The following is a 16,825-nucleotide window of genomic DNA, read 5'->3' as shown; positions in this document are numbered from 1 at the left end:
GCAACTTTCACCATTGATCCCAGCACCGGTATGGACTGGTCTAGACCAATATGCCGGAGGAGGATCATGATGAATAACGGTGGCCGAATACTCGTGTCGATCGCCGCGGTCGCGGCGCTGGGGCTGGCGCTGGCCCCGCCCGCCCACGCGCAGGCGCCGCCCGGCGGCGGCCGGGCCTGTGACGTCGACGCCCAGTTGTCGAAGATGACCGATGCCGAGAAGGTCGGTCAGATGGTCATGGTGTCCACCGGGGTCAAACCGGACGGCATGCCCGACGACCAGACCCGCCGCGCGATCCAGGAACTGAAGATCGGCTCGACCCTCACCCACGAGCCGGAGAACCCCGGGATCGCCGCCCGCTACGCCAACCAGATGCAGCGATGGGCGCAGGACACCCGCCTCGGCATGCCGCTGCTCGTCTCGGGCGACTTCGAGTTCGGCACGACCCACAACGTCCGCGAGGGCACGACTCCGCTCCCCAACGCGATGGGCCTCGGCGCCGCCCGCGACCCCCGCCTCGCCCGCGAGGCCGCCGTGATCACCGCGGCGGAGGCCCGCGCGATGGGCTTCCACTGGGGCTACGCGCCGGTCGCCGACGTCAACACCAACCCCGCCAACCCGATCATCGGCGTCCGGTCGTTCGGCGAGCGCAGCGACCTGGTGACCGGCCTCGTCGAGGCGCAGGTGCGCACCTACAACAAGGCCGGCCTGATCGCGACGCCCAAGCACTTCCCCGGGCACGGCGACACCGAGTTCGACAGCCACCTGGAGCTCCCCGCCGTCACCTACGACCGGGCGACCCTCGAAAAGGTGCACCTGCCCCCGTTCCGCAGCGCCATCGAGGCCGGCGCCGACTCGATCATGACGGCGCACGTCGTGGTCAAGGCCATCGACCCCGACCTGCCCGCCACGCTGTCGCCCAAGGTCCTGACCGGCCTGCTCCGCGACGAGATGGGCTTCGACGGCCTGATCGTCACCGACGCCATGGACATGGACGCCATCGACAAGAACTGGGGCACCCGCCAGGCCACGGTGATGGCGGTCGAGGCGGGCGCGGACGTCATCATGTCCACCGGCGAGTTCGAGACCCACGCCGAGGCGGTCGACGCGCTCGCCGACGCCCTGGCCGACGGGTCGCTGAGCAGGGAGCGGGTGGACGAGTCCGTCCGGCGCATCCTCGGCCTCAAATGCAAGTACAAGGTGGGCGACCACCGCTACGCCGACCCCAGGACGGCCGAGAAGGTCTCCGGCAACCAGATGTTCCAGCGGCGCGCCCTGAACATGGGCCTCGCCGCGACGACCCTGGTACGCAACGACGGCGGCGTCCTCCCGTTCGACCCGGAATCCGACGACCGGACGCTCGTCGCGGGCGCCGTCCAGACCAAGGTGTTCGCGGACGAGGTCGCCGGCGTCTCGGACGGCCCGGTGGAGACCTGGCAGTCCGTGACGACCAACCCGACCGACGCGGAGATCGCCGACGCCGTCAAGCGGGCCGCGTCCGCCGACCGGATCCTCGTCGCGACGTTCTCGTCCGGCCCGCTGCCCGCGGGCCAGGCCAAGCTCGTCAAGGCGCTGCAGGCGACGGGCAAGCCGGTCGCGGCGCTCGCGATCGGGCTGCCGTACGACCTCACGTCCTACCCGGACGTCAAGGCGTACGTCGCGACCTACGGGACGACCGCCCGCACCCAGCGGATCGACCTGACCATGCACAAGGCCGCCGCGCGCGTCGTCTTCGGCGAGCAGCCGGGCGGACGCCTGCCGGTCACGATCAAGGGCCTGTACCCATACGGCCACGGCCTGCGCTACTGACGAGCTCCGCTCGACGGCCCAGACCGCCCGGACCGCCCGGGTGCGCCGCCTCCCCCGATCGGCGCATCCGGGCCCCGGCCCGGGCCTGCGAGACCTCGGCTCAGACGACCTGCTCGACCTTCATGGGCTCCCGGAGGGCGTTGCCGACGGTGCAGTACTTCTCGTGCACCCGCCCGGCCACGGCCTTCAGCACGTCCTCGGCCTTCGCGTCGCCTTCGGGGAGCTCGACGTCATAGGTGATCGTGATCGTGCCGAGGGTGCTCGTCGCGACCTTGTCCGCCTGGACGGTCGCGGCGAGCCGCGCCATCCGGTGCCCGCGCTGCGAGGTCAGCGGCTCCACGGTCACCAGCTCGCAGCCGCCGAGCGCGGCCAGCAGCAGCTCGACCGGCGTGAAGACGCCCTCGGCGTCCGAGTCGCCGATGGCGACCTTCGCGCCCCGGTCGTTGACCGCCTGGAACCCGTCCTCGGTGCGCTCCACCCTGACCTCGGTCATTGCCAACCCCTCTGATCGCCTGGTTCGTCCGCGTGAACAGCGGCCTGGGGCGGGTTCTTCCCCGATCAGGACGCGACGCTCAGGACGCGACGCTCTCAAGACGCGGCGCTCCTCAGGACGCGGCGAGACGCTCCTGCTCCTCCTGGACGATCTGCCGCGCGAGGGCCTGCTCGGAGATGTCGACCGCGTCCGGCGTCCGCTCAGCGAGATCGCTCCGGCGCGCGTACTCGTCGAACAGCCTGGTCTTGAGCTGCAGAATCTCCAGCATTCGCTCGTCCACGCTGCCGGGCGTCAGCAGCCGGTGGACCTGGACGGTCCGCACCTGCCCCATCCGGTGGGCGCGGGCGATCGCCTGCGTTTCCATCGTCGGCTTCACCTGCGGCTCGCAGATGATCACGACGGACGCGGCCTGCAGATTCAGCCCGACCCCGCCCGCCTGGATCTGCGCCAGAAGAACGGTGTGGCCAGAGGCGGCGGTGAAAGCGTCGACGAGTTCCTGGCGTCTCACCGGCGGAACGTCACCCGAGATCGGCCCGCGAGCGTTCGGCAGCGCGGCCTGGACGGCGGCCAGCACGTCCCGGAAATAGGAGAAGATCACGACCTTGAGCTCGTTCGCCGCCGCCTCCTCGACCAGCTCCACCAGCCGGTCGAGCTTCGCCGACTTCTTCGGGACGGCATAAGCGGCCCTGCGCATCGCCATGAAATTGCCCTCGGCCACGGCCCGCCGATAGGCCCTGGCGTCGGCCCTGCTGAATTCCTCCAGCTCGTCCACATACACGACCTCGGGCAGCTCGACGAGCACGTCCCGCTGGTTGCGCCGCAGGTAGACCGGTGAGACCGCCGACCGGAACGCCCGCGCCCCCACCGCCGCGTCATGCGGCCGGATCTGCTTAGCCACCTCCGGCCGCAAATGCGCGACCAGACTGCGGAACTCCTCGACCCGGTTCTCCATCGGCGTTCCGGTCAGAAAGAGAACATTCTCCGTCCGCTTGCACCAATACGCGACGGCCTGAGCACGCCGCGTCTCGTGATTCTTGGCGTAATGGGCCTCGTCCACCACGAACATCCCGAGATTCACGTGCTCCGGCACGTCCAGCGAATGGAGCGTGGCGAGCGTCGTAACGGCGATCCCGCCGTCCTCGGCCCACTTCTTCAACGCGCTCTGCCGCCCCGACCCGTGCAGGGGGTGCGCCGCCAGCGTGCAACGCGACTCGATCTCCCGCACCCAGTTAATCAACACACTCGCTGGACAAGCGACAAGAAAATGCGTCGCCCCCTGAGCCCGCAAATGCGCCATCGCCGCGATCGCCTGAATGGTCTTCCCCAGCCCCATCTCGTCGCCCAGGATCACCCGCCGCTGGACGAGCGCGAACCGCGCCCCGAACGACTGGTACCCGCGCAGCGAGACCCGCCGGAACCCGTCGTCCAGCGGCTGGCTCTTCACCCGCGCCGCCAGATCGCCCGGCAGGAACCCCTCCGCCGCCTCCCGCTCGGGCACCAGCGCCGCGAGATCGGCCAGCAGGGTCTGATAGTCAGCGGCCCGCAACTCGAAGTCGATCCACGCCTCATCGCCCGAAACGGCAGGCCGCAGCAGATCGACCGAGCCCTGCGACATCAGCAGCCGCGAATCCCGCTCCTCCTCGACCCGCAACGCCTCCGCCAGCTGATCGACCGCCTCCCGCGCCCGCTCCCGCCGCGACGGCCGCGCGAAGATCTTCCGCCACCACGAAGCCAGCGGCCGCGCGTCCCGCACGAGCGGCCCGAACCGCTGCTCGACCTCCTGAGCGGCGGCCCGCGCACGTGGCAGCTCGGGCCCCGCGTTCACCAGCCGGTGCAACGCGATGACCAGCGGCGTCGTCACCTCGTCCCGCCGCTCCACGTCGATCCGGACGCCCACCGACTGCTCGGCCGCGTCCGCCAGCCCGCCCGCCGCCGCGTGGAGCTGCTGCGCGGTCTGCGGCCCGATCCCCGGCAGCAGCTGCAGCCGGTACCGCGTCGCCTCCAGCACATCGGCAACACTCGCGAACCCGGCCTCTTCCAAAGGCCCGAGCCGGAGCCGTCCGTCCGTGACGTCCTTCAGCCGAGCCAGCGGAATCGCCCGCAACTGCGCCCGCGCCGCCTCCACCCGCAACGGCTTCAGCGCACTCTGCACCTCCGACACGGCCCGCCGATGATCGGCCAGCAGGTCACGCGCGGCACCCAGCAGCGAGTGAGCGTCCCGCAGGACGCCCTTGGGCTCGTCCGTCATCCCGCTCCCTCGTCCGGAGGTCCAGCCACATGATGCCAGCGCCCTCCGACTGTGACGCGCTTCGCCGATTATGCCGGGGGGTGACGCTTGAACGACATGGTGCTATCTTCATTAGCACCATGTTGCTGAGGTTGCCGAAGGGTGATCCGCGGCCACTGCACGAGCAGGTGGCCTCGGCGATCCGGCGTGCCATCGCCGAGGGAGAGTGCGCGGTCGGCGGCGGCCTGCCCCCCGCGCGTGACCTGGCCGCGATGCTCGACCTGAACCCCAACACCGTGCTGCGCGCCCTGCGCCAGCTGCGCGACGAGGGCCTGCTGGAGTTCCGCCGCGGCCGGGGCATCCGGGTCGTGGCCGGTCCCGAGTACGGGGAGTTCACCGAGCAGGTACGGCAGATCGTCGCGGAGGCCGCCCGGCTCGGCCTGTCCCGGGACGAACTGGTCGAGATGATCGAGACCGCCTGAGAGCGTCCGGGAGTTGAGAGCGATGGGCAGAGGACGATACGTGTGGCCGGTGGTGGTCGTCGGTGCGGCGGCCGGAGCCGGGGCCGCGCTGCTGTGGACGCTCCCGGACATGTTCGGGGACGCGCTGCCGGACAAGATCGCCGTCCACTGGGGGCCGAACGGCCAGGCCGACCGGTGGGTTCCGTCCTCGGACCTTCGCGGGTCCGGGACGGTCCCCTGGCTCGTGGCATGCGCGATCGCATTGGGGATCGGGCTTTACGGGTGGCCGCGCCGGATGCTGCGCGGCTCGATGGGCGCGGTGCTGGGCGGCGGCCTGGGCTTCTTCGGCGCGATCCAGTACTCCACCATCGCCGTCAACGCGGGAGCGACCGACTGGCGTGAGACGTCCATTCCCTGGTGGCACGTCGTGCTGGTGCTGACCGCGCTACTGCTCGGCGGGACCTTCGGTTACTGGGCGGGCTCGCGCGGCCCGGACCACCGGCCAGAGGGAGCCGAGCCGCCGGAGACGGCGCGGATCCCGCTGGACAGGCACGAGCGCACGGTATGGATCGGCTACTGCCACAACCGCTGGATTCCGTGGGCCGGCGGCGTCCTCACCCTGTCGAGCATGGGCCCGCTGGTGACGGAGGAGGATCCGGATCTCAGCTTCGTGCTCATGATCAGCGGTTCGTTGCTGTTCACGGCCCTGGTCCTGTCGGCCCTCACCTCGGTGCGCGTGCTGGTGGACGAGCGCGGGCTGCAGGTGCGGCTCGGCCTGCCGGGCCTTCCGGCCAAGCGCATCCCGCTGGACCGCGTGGTCTCGGCGTACGAGGCCGAGTTCCGGCCGACCCAGGTCGGCGGGTGGGGCTACCGGATCACACCGGACCACACCGTCCTGATGCTACGCGGTGGCCCCTGCCTGGTGGTCAGACAGACCGGCACCGGACGGGATTTCGTCGTCAGCGTCGACGACGCCGACCGAGGCGCGGCCCTGCTCAACACCCTCCGCGAACACACCCCCCGCTGACGAAACCTGCGCCTAGCCTGGACTCATGGACGATCTGGCGGGAAGGCCCACGGGCGAGCGCATTCAGGTCCTCCGTGAGCGCAAGGGCCTCACGCGTCCCACGCTCGCCGGGCTGGTCGGCAAGTCCGCGTCCTGGCTCAAGGGCATCGAGACCGGCCGCCGCCTCCCGCCCCGCCTCCCCACCTTGGTCAGGCTGGCCGAGGCGCTCGGCGTGGGCGACGTCGCCCTACTCGCCGGAACAGACATGGATCTCGGCGACGCGGCGTCCATCCCGCTCGCCTCGTTCTCCCGCATTCCCCACGGGGCGATCCCGGCGATCCGCGACGCCGTCCGCGAGCCCCTCCTCACCGCCCCGGCATCACATGTGGACATCCCCACTCTCTCCGCCCGCATTTCGCAGGCATGGCGACTGTGGCACGGCTCGCCCACCCACCGCACCGACGTCGGCCGCGTCCTTCCCGCCCTCCTCCGCGACGCCCGCGTCGCCGCGCGCCAGCCCGACGAATACAGAACCGCAAACGCCCTGCTCTCGGACGTCTACGCCCTCGTCCAGCACGAGATCGTCTGGGCGGCCGAACCCGAACTGATCTGGGTCGTCGCCGACCGCAGCCTCACCGCCGCCCACGCCGCGGACCAACCGATACCTCTGGCAGGCGCGGCCTGGACCCTGGCGATCGTCCAACGCTCGATGGGCGACCTCGACGGCGCGGTCGACCTCGTCACCGAGGCGTCGGCCATCATCAAGCCGCGCCTGGAAGACGGCCCCATCGAACTGCAAGCCATGTATGGCGCCCTCCAACTCCACGCCGCCACGACCAGCGCCCGCGACGGCCGGGAGGGCGACGCGCTCCGCCACCTGGACGACGCCCAGGCCACGGCCGAACGCCTGCCCTCCGGCTACCACCACCCGTGGACGCAGTTCGGCACGTCGAACGTCGCCGTCCACGCGGTCTCCGTCCGCGCCGACCTCTCCAAATCCTCCGCCGCCCGCGACGAGGCCCAGCGCATCGACCCCGACACCATCCCGAGCCGCGAACGGCGCGCCCGCCTCATGGTCGAAACGGCCCGCACCTACCACCAGCGCCGCGACTACTCCGCCACCCTCGACTGGCTCGAACGCGCCTACCCCGTCTGCAACGACTCGGTGCACTACTCGCCCCAAGCACGCCAAATGGCGTCCGACGCCGTCGACCACGGCGGCCCCATGATCGACCGCCGCGCCCGCACGTTCGCCCACCTCCTCGACCTCCCCGTCTGACCGCACCCCGCACCCCGGCATCAGGGGCGCACCTCGCACCCCTCCACCTGCGGGCGCGAAGCGTGCCCCTCACCCCACATCACCGGCACCAAGCTCTCCGTGACGAACCCACTACGTTCTGGAGGGCAGAGTGCGCACGCCGGAAAACAATCAGTTGTTCGCATGGGACGTGTTCACGGTGAACGCGGGCCAATGCGGCGTCACTGACGATCGGGACGTTGCCATCAGGCATGTGCACCGCGCGTTGCGGGGGTTCGAGGAGGGGGCGTCCGGGAAGGTGCGGCGGGTCGCGCTCGCGCCGGACGGCACCGCCGCCTACGTCGACCTGCGGACGGTCGGCGAAGCGTGGCGGGACGCGTCCACGGGCGCCGTCGTGTGGCGGGGCGAATGAACCCGGCCCGCCACCTGGACGACCTCGCCGACGCGCTCGCCTTCGCCGGATGGTCCTGCCTGCCCCGCTACGACGAGACCCCGCCCCTGCTGCGCGTGGTCTCCCCGTCCTTGCCGAGGATCGGCGAGAGCATCAGCGTCAAGGCCGGGGTGGGCGGCGTGCCATGGTTCATCTCCTCGACCGGCGACCCGCTGACCCCCTGCCACGACCTCACCGGGGCGTGCCTGGAGATATCCACCCGACTCGCGCCCTTCGTCACGGCCGCGCGCCTCCCGGAGATCCGTTCTCGGAGACGCCGCCGCGTGCCGTTCCTCACCCGCTGGCGGTGAAGGAGATCCAGGTGTCGGGCGGGAACTGAGGACGGGACGGGACCGGGCGGTGTTCCTCGGTCCAGGCACCCGGCGCGATCTCGGTGGCTACGCGGCGCCAGAAGCGGACGGCCGGGACGTTCTCGTCCTGGAAGGCGACCTCCCAAGCCCCCGGGTGCCTGGTGATCACCTCTTGGACGCTTCGCAACCCGAGCCCGGTCCTGCGGGCGCCGCGGACGATGAAGAAAGCGCTCAGCACCCGCTTCTCGCCCTTGAGCCCCCGGACGGTCGCGAACCCGACAGGGTTGGCGTCGCTGCTCAGCAGATACGCGGCCCAGTCGGGGTCATGGAAGGCGGCATGCAGGCGTTCGCTTCGGAACGTTCCGTCCGGACGGGGCAGCAGGCCGCGGAACTGCGAGACGTCGTGCTGGAACATCAGCCACAGGCGCTCCAGAACGGAGCGGTCGGCCGAGTCGGCGAGGCGAACTGTCAGGTCAGGCATGAAGGTCCTTGGCAAGTACGGGCTGAAACGCGAAAGAGCCTCCTGAGATCGCTCTCAGGAGGCTCTTACCGCTAGCGAGATCTTACCAAGCGCCAGACACCTGCTCAGATGTCGTAATAGAGCTCGAATTCGTGGGGGTGGGGGCGGAGGCGGATGGGGTCTATTTCGAACTCGTTCTTCATCGTGATCCAGGTCTCGATGAGGTCGGGTGTGAAGACGCCGCCTTCGAGGAGGTAGTCGTGATCGGACTCGAGGGCCTCTAGGACTTCGGGGAGGCTGCCGGGGACCTGCGGGATGGCGCGGGCCTCCTCCGGCGGGAGCTCGTAGAGGTCCTTGTCGACCGGCTCGGCGGGCTCGATCTTGTTCTTGATGCCGTCCAGGCCCGCCATCAGCATCGCGGAGAAGGCCAGGTACGGGTTGCAGGACGGGTCCGGCACGCGGAACTCGACGCGCTTGGCCTTCGGGTTCGACCCCGTGATCGGGATGCGGATGCAGGCGGAGCGGTTGCGCTGGGAGTAGACCAGGTTGACCGGGGCCTCATAGCCGGGGACGAGCCGGTGGTAGCTGTTCACCGTCGGGTTCGTGAACGCCAGCAGGGACGGGGCGTGCTTGAGCAGGCCGCCGATGTAGTAGCGCGCGTTGTCGGACAGGCCCGCGTAGCCGACCTCGTCGTAGAAGAGGGGCGCGCCGTCCTTCCACAGGGACTGGTGGCAGTGCATGCCGGAGCCGTTGTCGCCGAAGATGGGCTTCGGCATGAACGTGACGGTCTTGCCGGCGGCGCGCGCGACGTTCTTGACGATGTACTTGTAGAGGAGGAGCTGGTCCGCGGTCTTCAGGAGGGTGTCGAACCGGAAGTCGATCTCGGCCTGGCCGGCGGTGCCGACCTCGTGGTGCTGCATCTCGACGTGGATGCCGCAGGCCAGGAGCTGCGAGACCATCTCCGAGCGCAGGTCGGTGTAGTGGTCCATCGGCGGGACGGGGAAGTAGCCGCCCTTGTACGGGGGCTTCGCGCCGAGGTTGCCGCCGGGCTCCTCGCGGCCGGTGTTCCACGCGCCCTCGACGGAGTCGAGGTAGTAGTACCCGGCGTTCGCCTTGGTCTCGAAGCGGACGTCGTCGAAGATGTAGAACTCGGCCTCGGGGCCGAAGTAGCAGGTGTCGGCGACGCCGGTGCCGCGCAGGTAGTCCTGCGCCTTCTTCGCCACGTTGCGCGGGTCGCGGCTGTACGGCTCGCCGGTCAGCGGGTCGTGGACGAAGAAGTTCAGGTTCAGGGTCTTGTGCTGGCGGAACGGGTCGACGACGGCGGTGGACGGGTCCGGCAGCAGGAGCATGTCCGACTCGTGGATCTCCTGGAACCCGCGGACGGACGAGCCGTCGAACATCAGCCCCTCGGTGAAGACGCTCTCGCCGAAGCTCTCGACGGGGAACGTGAAGTGCTGCATCTTGCCCGGCAGGTCCACGAACCGGCAGTCGACGAATCGCACACCCTCGTTCCTGATGTAGCTCAGGACCTCATCGGCGCTGCTGAACATCCGGCCTCCTTGAGCGCTTCTCGGCTCCTGGCAGGCTAGGACGGCGCCGTTTCCCGGCCGTGTCTCATATGTTTCCGGTGTGTTACGCGTCCAGCGGCAGCCCAGTCGGGGGCGGGTCGGGGCCTGCGGAGGGACGGGATAGCGTAGGCCCCATGAGCAGTGGTAAAGGCGGGCCGCGCTGGACGCAGACGTGGCTCGGCGGGGCGCCCTCGGCCGGGGTCGATCTCGGGAAGCCGGGGGAGCGGATCGGGTTCCCGGAGAGCGGCAGCGGCGCGGTCGCGTCCTACCCCCGGCGGCTGGTCGCGCTGTTCGTCGACTGGGGGCTGTCGATGCTGGTGGCGAGCCTGCTCGCGCGGTCGCTCGGCTGGAATCCGGCCGAGCGCAGCATGTGGACGCTCGTGATCTTCGCGATCCAGGCGTGGCTGCTGACCGCGTTCATCGGCGTGACGATCGGCAAGCGGCTGTGCGGCATCCGCGTCGCCCGGCTGGACGGGCGTCCGGTGGGGCTCGTCTGGGCGCTGGCCAGGACGCTGCTGCTGGTCCTCATCGTCCCCGCGCTGATCTGGGATAGGGATTACAGGGGCCTGCACGATCGGGCCAGCAACACCGCTGTCGTGAACATCTGAGCATGGCAAAAGCGCCCTCCGGCGGGAGGGCGCTTCAAGCGTCAGCGCATCTTCGGCTTCGGGCCCTTGGGCATCTTCGCGCCCTTCGGGATCGGGCCCTTCGGCATCTGCATCGACCGGGGGAGCGCCTGGAGGCGGTCGTTCAGCTCGGCCACCTGTCCCTTGGTGAGGTTGCGGGGCAGCTTCATCAGGTGCCGCTGCAGCTTGTCGACCGGGATCTGGCCCTCGTCGTCGCCGACCTGGACGTCATAGATCGGCACCTGCTGCGCGGCGCGGGACAGGCGCTTCTTCTCGGCGCCGAGGAGCTGCCCGACCCGGTTGCGCGGACCCTCCGACACCAGCACCACCCCGGCGCGGCCCACCGCCCGGTGCACCATGTCGAGGTTGCGGTTGCCGCTGACCGCCTCGGTGACCGTCCAGTTCCCGCGCATGTTCTTCAGGATCGCGGCGGCCGCGCCCGGCTGCCCGGCGATCACCTTGTACTGCGCGCGCTGCGCCAGCTGGCCGAACACGATCATGCCGACGGCGACGGCGGCGAGGACGCCCAGCGGGATGAAGAACCACAGCTGGCCGAAGAGCAGCCCGATCAGGATGACGACGGCCAGCGTCCCGATCGCCGACGCGAACACGATCGGCAGGGCCTTCGGGTCGGCCTGCCGGAGCACCTGGGCGACCATGCGGATCTGCTTGAGGCGGCCCGGACGCTCCTGGGCCCCGTCCGTGGGCGTTTTCGACATGGATACAAGGATAGTCGGGTCGGGCGCCCGTCCCGACAGCCCCCTGATCTACGCGCGTGCTTCGACGGCCTGCTTGTAGAGGCGCCCGGCGCGGTAGCTGGAGCGCACGAGCGGGCCGGACATGACGCCCGCGAAGCCGATCTCCTCGGCCTCGGCGGACAGCTCGACGAACTCCTCCGGCTTCACCCACCGCTCCACCGGGTGGTGGCGGGCGCTCGGCCGCAGGTACTGGGTGATCGTGATCAGTTCGCAACCGGCGGCGTGCAGGTCGCGCAGGGCCTGGGAGATCTCCTCGCGCGTCTCGCCCATGCCGAGGATCAGGTTCGACTTGGTGACGAGGCCGTCCTCGCGGGCGCGGGTGACGACCTCCAGGGAGCGCTCGTACCGGAAGCCGGGACGGATCCGCTTGAAGATCCGCGGGACGGTCTCCACGTTGTGCGCCAGCACCTCGGGCCGGGACGAGAACACCTCGGCGAGCTGCTCGGGGACGGCGTTGAAGTCGGGGATCAGCAGCTCGACGCCGCAGCCGGGGATCGCGGCGTGGATCTGCCGGACGGTCTCGGCGTACAGCCAGGCGCCGCCGTCGTCCAGGTCGTCGCGGGCGACGCCGGTCACGGTGGCGTACTTCAGGCCCATCGTCGCGACGGACTCGGCGACGCGGCGCGGCTCGTCCCGGTCGAGCTCGGCGGGCTTGCCGGTGTCGATCTGGCAGAAGTCGCAGCGCCGGGTGCACTGGTCGCCGCCGATCAGGAACGTGGCCTCGCGGTCTTCCCAGCATTCGTAGATGTTGGGGCAGCCGGCCTCCTGGCACACCGTGTGCAGGCCCTCCGACTTCACCAGGCCGCTGAGCTCCCGGTACTGCGGGCCCATCTTCAGCCGCGTCTTGATCCAGTCGGGCTTGCGCTCGATGGGGGTCTGGCTGTTGCGCGCCTCGACGCGCAGCAGCTTGCGCCCCTCTGGGGTCACCGTCGTCACGGGAACCAGCGTACGTCGCGATCTACGATGTCGGCACACCGCCCGCCGCCCTGCCCTCACCGCCCCGCCGACACCGCTCGCCGCCCTGCCCTCAGCGCTCCGCCGCGACCGCCCTCAAGGCCGCCGTCCGGGCGGTTTTCGACCGGGTGGGGCTCAAAGGCGTCTCGGAGCGATATCGAACGTATGACAGTGGCCCGTCCGATCCGCCGATTCAGTGTGTTTCGGCCATGCCCAACAGTGGATCTCTCTAATGTGACTCCCTGTCGTCACGCAACAGCGTCAGCAGGAGGACCGCCGTGGGTCTGGCAATGTCGTACCTCAGGGTGCCGCCGGTGCTGGAGGGTGAGCAGGATCCCGGACGGATCGCCCGCCATGTCTTCGGCGACGCCGAATGGCGCCGGCGCGGCGCGTCCGTCCTGTTCGATCTGGGCTGGGCGTGGCAGGCGATGCACTACCTCTGCACCGGCGACGCGTGGGACGGGCGGCAGCCCGAGGCCGACGTGGTGTGCGGCGGGCGGCTGCTCACCGAGGACGGCGCCGACGAGCTGGGCATGGACGTCATCTACCTGGCGCCCGACCGGGTGAAGCCCGCCGCCGACCACCTCACCGGGACCCCGTTCGGCAAGCTCGCCGGACGGTTCGACCCGGCGGCGATGGGCAAGGCCGGCGTCCAGGACGCGGACAGGCTCGACGTCGCCGCCCGCGACAAGCTCCTCAAGCCCGCCTACAAGGGGCTCGGGGAGTTCTTCAAGGCCGCCGCGACCGAGGGGCAGGCCGTCTACAAGGTGATGGCCGCCGAATCCTGAAGGCCCGCGAGGGCTTCGAGCTGCGCCGTCGTGCGGTGCAGCGTGCCCTCCGCGCCGAGGACGGCGGCCAGGCGGCGCTCCACCAGCGGGACGATCTCGGCGACCGTGACGGCCCGGCCGAGCTCCCGGCTGAGGTTCGTGGAGCCCGCGTCCCGGATCCCACACGGGACGATCCGGTCGAACCAGCTCATGTCGTTGTCGCAGTTCAGCATGAACCCGTGCATCGCGACCCCGCGCATCACCCGGGCCCCGATCGAGCCGACCTTGCGGTCGGGAGTGCCCGCGACCCAGAGCCCGCTGCGCCCCTCGACCGTGATGGTCTCCAGGCCGAGGTCGGCGCAGACGTCCATCATCATCCGCTCCAGCAGCCGCACGTAGCCGACGACGTCGACGGGGTCGCGCAGCTTGACGATCGGGTAGCCGGTGAGCTGCCCCGGGCCATGCCAGGTGATCTTGCCGCCGCGGTCGACGTCCACGACCGGCGCGCCCGGGTCGCCGAGCGGCCGGTCGAGCTTCCCGGTGCGCTTGCCCGCCGTGTAGACCGGCTCGTGCTCCAGCAGCAGGACGGTGTCGGGGATCGCGTCGTCCACGCGCAGGGCGTGGGTGCGTCGCTGCAGCTCCCAGCCCTCCACATAGGGGACGGCCGCAGCGCCGAACCCCGCGTGCACCACCACCAGCTCGCGTACGTCCACATCGCTCACACGAGCCAGCTTAAAGCCCTGGAAATCGCGCGGTTCTACAGGGAGGCGAGTAGCCGGGGCTCCAGGCGGAACTCCTTCGCCGTCCGCGGGCCGTCCGGCTCGACGCGGTAGGCGCCCGCGTCCTTCCGGTAGGAGACGGCCTGGACGAACTCGGTGCCGACGTAATGCAGCGCCACGCCCTCGTCGGCCGCGTAGCCGTCGGGCAGGGTCCCCTCGCCGACGAGCTGCTGCAGCAGCGGCCGACGCTGCGGCTCGCTGTCGTAGTGCACGCCGCACGAGTAGGGCAGGAACCCGAGGCCGTCGGTCAGCGGCCGGAGCTGCGGCCCGAACGAGTCGGTGGTGCCGCCGACGTGCCAGCACAGCGCGCCCGCGCTCTGCCCGGACAGCACCACGCCCTCGTGCCACGCCTCCCGCAGGACGTCGTCGAGCCCGTGCAGCCGCCACAGGGCCAGCAGGTTCGCGACGCTGCCGCCGGACACGTACACCAAGTCCTGGTTGAGCAGGTGCGACCGGACGTCGGGGACGTTCGGCATCGGGAACAGCGCCAGATGGCTGACCTCGGCGTCCATCGCGGAGAACGCGGTGTAGAAGCGGGACACGTATTCGGCGCCGTCGCCGAGCGCCGTGGTCACGAAGCAGATCCTCGGGCGGTCCTGGCCCGTCAGGTCGAACGCGTAGCGCAGCAGCGGGCTCGGCGCGAGGCCGTTCCGCCCGTCCGGGACGAAGCTGCCCCCGCCGATCGCGAGGATGTGCGGCTGTCCGTCGGTGCTCAATTCATCCTCCTCGTAGACCACGCTCGCCCAATGTCACGGTACGACTACGTCACCGTACGACCATCGAACGGGATCGGCTTCGACTTTGACGTTTCTTGGGGATCACAGGACGTCCCGGAGGGCCGCCTCCACGTCCTCGTGCGCGAACCGGAACCCGGCCTCCCGCAGCCGCCGCGGCAGGACCCGCTGGCTGATCAGCGGCCCCTCGTCGGCGAAGCCGCGCAGCGCCGCCCGCAGCGCGACCTTCGGGACGGTCAGCCGCGTCGGCCGGTGCAGGACGCGGCCGAGCGCCCGCGTGTAGTCCTCGTTGGTCACCGGGTTCGGTGCGGTCAGGTTGACCGGGCCGGCGAGCTCGTGGTCGATGAGGAAGCGCAGCGCGGCGACCTGGTCGCGGATGGAGATCCAGCTCGTCCACTGGCGGCCGTCGCCGAGCCTGCCGCCGAGCCCGAGCCTGAACAGGGGGAGCGTGGTGCCGAGGATGCCGCCTTCGCGGGCGAGGACGATGCCGCTGCGCGGGTGGACGACGCGGACGCCGGCCTCCCTGGCGGGCGCGGCGGCGGCCTCCCAGTCGCGGACGAGCGCGGCCAGGAACCCGCGCCCCTCGGGGCTCTTCTCGTCGGCCTCCCGCCCGCCGGTGTCGCCGTAGTAGCCGATCGCGGACGCGCAGACCAGCACGGGCGGCTTCCGGCCGGCGGCGGCGATGGCCTCCGCGATCGTCCGGGTGCCGTCCAGGCGGCTGTCCCTGATCTTGCGTTTGTACGCCTTCGTCCAGGGCCGGTCGCCGATGCCGGCCCCGGCCAGGTGGACGACGGCGTCCGCGCCGTCCAGCGACGCCGCGTCGACGCAGCCGTCCGCCGGAGACCATCGCGCCTCGTCGGACCTGGACGGTTCCCTCCTGATCAGCCTGACGACCTCGTGGCCGTCCCCCCGAAGCGACCGCACCAGCGCCGAGCCGATCAGGCCCGACGAGCCCGTGATGGTGACCCTCATGACACCACCCTAGGCGGAGTCCGCCACCGTTTGCTGAGATTCTCAGCCTCTGGGGTGCGTTTTCCGGTCAGCGGCCTTCGTCCATTGGCCAGCGGAACGCGTCATAGGCCGGGAATGCGGAGACCCCGCCGCGGCGTGGCCGGCGGCGGGGTCCCTGAGCGGTCTGGACGGGGTCAGAGCCCGAGCTCGGACTCGAAGTTGCCCTCCTCCAGGCGGTGCTTGATCGTGGCGAGGAAGCGCGCGGCGTCCGCGCCGTCGATCAGGCGGTGGTCGTAGGTCAGCGCCAGGTACACCATCGACCGCACCGCGATGACCTCGCCGAGGTCCGGGTCGTCGATGACGGCGGGACGCTTCACGACCGCGCCGGTGCCGAGCATGCCGACCTGCGGCTGGTTCAGGATCGGGGTGTCGAACAGCGCGCCGCGGCTGCCGGTGTTGGTCAGCGTGAACGTGCCGCCGGCCAGCTCGTCCGGGCTCACCTTGCCGGCGCGGGTGCGCTCGGCGATGTCGGCGATCCGCTGCGCGAGGCCGCCCAGGTTGAGCTGGCCCGCGTTGTGCACCACCGGGACCATCAGGCCGCGCTCGGGGACGTCCACCGCGATGGAGAGGTTCTCCACCTCGTGGTAGGTGACCTCGTTGGTCTCGGCGTTGATGACCGCGTTCAGCTTCGGGTGCGCCTTGAGCGCCTCGACCGTCGCCAGCGCGAAGAACGGCAGGAACGACAGCTTGACGCCCTCGCGGGACTGGAAGTCGGCCTTGGCCTGCTCCCGCAGCCGCGCGATCTTGGTGATGTCCACCTCGACCACGGTGGTGAGCTGCGCGGACACCTGCAGCGACTCCACCATGCGGCGCGCGATCGTCTGCCGCATCCGCGACATCTTCTCGGTCCGCCCGCGCAGCGCGAGCTGCTCGGCCGGGGCGCCCGCGGGCGCGGGAGCGGCGTGCCTGCCGGCGGGTGCCTGCGGCGCGGCGGCCGGAGCCGCGGCCGGGGCGGGGGCCGCGGGCGCGGCCGGGGCCTGGGCGGCCTGCTGCTGCGCGGCCTGCTGGGCGGCGCGGGCGGCCTCCAGGACGTCCTGCTTGCGGATGCGCCCGCCGACGCCCGTGCCCTTCACCGTGGACAGGTCCACGTTGTGCTCGGCGGCGAGCTTGCGCACCAGCGGCGTGACGTACGGGCCGTCGCCGGACGGCGCCTCGGGCTGCGCGGGCGTCGGC

General features: G+C 70.8%; 18 protein-coding genes. 8 read left to right on the top strand and 10 right to left on the bottom strand.

The genetic code is table 11. The features are described from left to right. The first annotated feature begins 66 nt into the window (after window positions 1-66). A complete protein-coding gene (locus E1287_RS15375) occupies window positions 67-1,809 on the top strand; it encodes a glycoside hydrolase family 3 protein (protein WP_131965617.1) in 1,743 nt (580 codons plus the stop codon). Window positions 1,810-1,909: 100 nt separating this feature from the next. Here the strand turns inward: E1287_RS15375 and E1287_RS15370 are convergent, their stop codons facing one another. Both E1287_RS15370 and E1287_RS15365 read right to left on the bottom strand, forming a co-directional pair. Beyond that, window positions 1,910-2,302, bottom strand: coding sequence for an OsmC family protein (locus E1287_RS15370; protein ID WP_131965616.1), 393 nt, complete (start codon window positions 2,300-2,302; stop codon window positions 1,910-1,912). Between the two features lie 112 nt (window positions 2,303-2,414). Next, window positions 2,415-4,550 carry an SNF2-related protein gene (locus E1287_RS15365; protein WP_131965615.1) on the bottom strand — a complete coding sequence of 712 codons (2,136 nt, stop codon included), beginning with the start codon at window positions 4,548-4,550 and terminating at the stop codon, window positions 2,415-2,417. Window positions 4,551-4,669: 119 nt separating this feature from the next. Here E1287_RS15365 and E1287_RS15360 point away from each other — a divergent pair, with 119 nt between their 5' ends. The 5 genes from E1287_RS15360 to E1287_RS15340 all read left to right on the top strand — a co-directional run bounded on the left by E1287_RS15360 (window position 4,670) and on the right by E1287_RS15340 (window position 7,995). Then, window positions 4,670-5,011, top strand: a complete 342-nt coding sequence (locus E1287_RS15360) for a GntR family transcriptional regulator (protein WP_131965614.1) — start codon at window positions 4,670-4,672, stop codon at window positions 5,009-5,011. 22 nt (window positions 5,012-5,033) lie between these two features. Further along, window positions 5,034-6,017, top strand: a complete 984-nt coding sequence (locus E1287_RS15355) for a DUF1648 domain-containing protein (RefSeq protein ID WP_131965613.1) — start codon at window positions 5,034-5,036, stop codon at window positions 6,015-6,017. 25 nt (window positions 6,018-6,042) lie between these two features. Next, entirely contained in the window at window positions 6,043-7,275 is a 1,233-nt protein-coding gene (locus tag E1287_RS15350; protein ID WP_131965612.1) for a helix-turn-helix transcriptional regulator, read from the top strand. 130 nt (window positions 7,276-7,405) lie between these two features. After that, a complete protein-coding gene (locus E1287_RS15345) occupies window positions 7,406-7,666 on the top strand; it encodes a hypothetical protein (protein ID WP_131965611.1) in 261 nt (86 codons plus the stop codon). Next, the gene (locus E1287_RS15340) at window positions 7,663-7,995 is read left to right on the top strand and encodes a hypothetical protein (protein WP_131965610.1); all 333 of its coding nucleotides are present in this window, start codon (window positions 7,663-7,665) and stop codon (window positions 7,993-7,995) included. Before E1287_RS15345 ends, E1287_RS15340 begins: the two co-directional genes overlap by 4 nt. Here E1287_RS15340 and E1287_RS15335 read toward each other — a convergent pair. Next, window positions 7,979-8,476, bottom strand: a complete 498-nt coding sequence (locus E1287_RS15335; protein ID WP_131965609.1) for a GNAT family N-acetyltransferase — start codon at window positions 8,474-8,476, stop codon at window positions 7,979-7,981. The two genes, E1287_RS15340 and E1287_RS15335, sit on opposite strands and share 17 nt — an antisense overlap. Before the next feature lie 104 nt (window positions 8,477-8,580). Further along, complete coding sequence (gene glnA, locus E1287_RS15330) at window positions 8,581-10,005, bottom strand: type I glutamate--ammonia ligase (protein ID WP_131965608.1); 1,425 nt, start codon at window positions 10,003-10,005, stop codon at window positions 8,581-8,583. A 152-nt stretch (window positions 10,006-10,157) separates the two neighbouring features. Between glnA and E1287_RS15325 the strand changes: the two genes are divergently transcribed. After that, complete coding sequence (locus E1287_RS15325; protein ID WP_131965607.1) at window positions 10,158-10,631, top strand: RDD family protein; 474 nt, start codon at window positions 10,158-10,160, stop codon at window positions 10,629-10,631. Window positions 10,632-10,672: 41 nt separating this feature from the next. Here E1287_RS15325 and E1287_RS15320 read toward each other — a convergent pair whose 3' ends face one another. Both E1287_RS15320 and lipA read right to left on the bottom strand, forming a co-directional pair. Then, window positions 10,673-11,368, bottom strand: a complete 696-nt coding sequence (locus tag E1287_RS15320) for a DUF4191 domain-containing protein (protein WP_131965606.1) — start codon at window positions 11,366-11,368, stop codon at window positions 10,673-10,675. 48 nt (window positions 11,369-11,416) lie between these two features. Then, window positions 11,417-12,343 (bottom strand): lipoyl synthase, encoded by a 927-nt coding sequence (gene lipA / locus E1287_RS15315; RefSeq protein ID WP_131965605.1) that lies wholly within the window; start codon window positions 12,341-12,343, stop codon window positions 11,417-11,419. Between the two features lie 296 nt (window positions 12,344-12,639). On the opposite strand from lipA, the gene E1287_RS15310 reads away from it, so the two are divergent. Continuing rightward, on the top strand, window positions 12,640-13,149 hold the full coding sequence (locus tag E1287_RS15310) for a YfbM family protein (protein ID WP_131965604.1): 510 nt from the start codon (window positions 12,640-12,642) through the stop codon (window positions 13,147-13,149). On the opposite strand, the gene lipB is transcribed toward E1287_RS15310, so the two are convergent. The 4 genes from lipB to sucB form a co-directional block, all read right to left on the bottom strand. Beyond that, window positions 13,122-13,850 carry a lipoyl(octanoyl) transferase LipB gene (lipB, locus tag E1287_RS15305; protein WP_243719044.1) on the bottom strand — a complete coding sequence of 243 codons (729 nt, stop codon included), beginning with the start codon at window positions 13,848-13,850 and terminating at the stop codon, window positions 13,122-13,124. The two genes, E1287_RS15310 and lipB, sit on opposite strands and share 28 nt — an antisense overlap. A gap of 35 nt (window positions 13,851-13,885) precedes the next feature. Continuing rightward, on the bottom strand, window positions 13,886-14,623 hold the full coding sequence (locus tag E1287_RS15300; RefSeq protein ID WP_131965603.1) for a peptidase E: 738 nt from the start codon (window positions 14,621-14,623) through the stop codon (window positions 13,886-13,888). 102 nt (window positions 14,624-14,725) lie between these two features. Beyond that, complete coding sequence (locus E1287_RS15295; RefSeq protein ID WP_131965602.1) at window positions 14,726-15,613, bottom strand: TIGR01777 family oxidoreductase; 888 nt, start codon at window positions 15,611-15,613, stop codon at window positions 14,726-14,728. A gap of 173 nt (window positions 15,614-15,786) precedes the next feature. Next, window positions 15,787-16,825, bottom strand: a 1,039-nt coding sequence (gene sucB / locus E1287_RS15290; RefSeq protein ID WP_131965601.1) for a 2-oxoglutarate dehydrogenase, E2 component, dihydrolipoamide succinyltransferase, incomplete at its 5' end; no start/stop codon positions are given.

It is taken from the genome of Actinomadura sp. KC06 (assembly GCF_004348735.1).
GTDB lineage: Bacteria > Actinomycetota > Actinomycetes > Streptosporangiales > Streptosporangiaceae > Spirillospora.
This window is presented reverse-complemented; position numbering and strand designations above follow the sequence as displayed.

Coding starts and splice junctions, on each gene's coding strand:
- E1287_RS15375 (WP_131965617.1), top strand. CDS start 67: ATGATGAATAACGGTGGCCGAATACTCGTGTCGATCGCCGCGGTCGCG.
- E1287_RS15370 (WP_131965616.1), bottom strand. CDS start 2,302: ATGACCGAGGTCAGGGTGGAGCGCACCGAGGACGGGTTCCAGGCGGTC.
- E1287_RS15365 (WP_131965615.1), bottom strand. CDS start 4,550: ATGACGGACGAGCCCAAGGGCGTCCTGCGGGACGCTCACTCGCTGCTG.
- E1287_RS15360 (WP_131965614.1), top strand. CDS start 4,670: ATGTTGCTGAGGTTGCCGAAGGGTGATCCGCGGCCACTGCACGAGCAG.
- E1287_RS15355 (WP_131965613.1), top strand. CDS start 5,034: ATGGGCAGAGGACGATACGTGTGGCCGGTGGTGGTCGTCGGTGCGGCG.
- E1287_RS15350 (WP_131965612.1), top strand. CDS start 6,043: ATGGACGATCTGGCGGGAAGGCCCACGGGCGAGCGCATTCAGGTCCTC.
- E1287_RS15340 (WP_131965610.1), top strand. CDS start 7,663: ATGAACCCGGCCCGCCACCTGGACGACCTCGCCGACGCGCTCGCCTTC.
- E1287_RS15335 (WP_131965609.1), bottom strand. CDS start 8,476: ATGCCTGACCTGACAGTTCGCCTCGCCGACTCGGCCGACCGCTCCGTT.
- glnA (WP_131965608.1), bottom strand. CDS start 10,005: ATGTTCAGCAGCGCCGATGAGGTCCTGAGCTACATCAGGAACGAGGGT.
- E1287_RS15325 (WP_131965607.1), top strand. CDS start 10,158: ATGAGCAGTGGTAAAGGCGGGCCGCGCTGGACGCAGACGTGGCTCGGC.
- E1287_RS15320 (WP_131965606.1), bottom strand. CDS start 11,368: ATGTCGAAAACGCCCACGGACGGGGCCCAGGAGCGTCCGGGCCGCCTC.
- E1287_RS15295 (WP_131965602.1), bottom strand. CDS start 15,613: ATGAGGGTCACCATCACGGGCTCGTCGGGCCTGATCGGCTCGGCGCTG.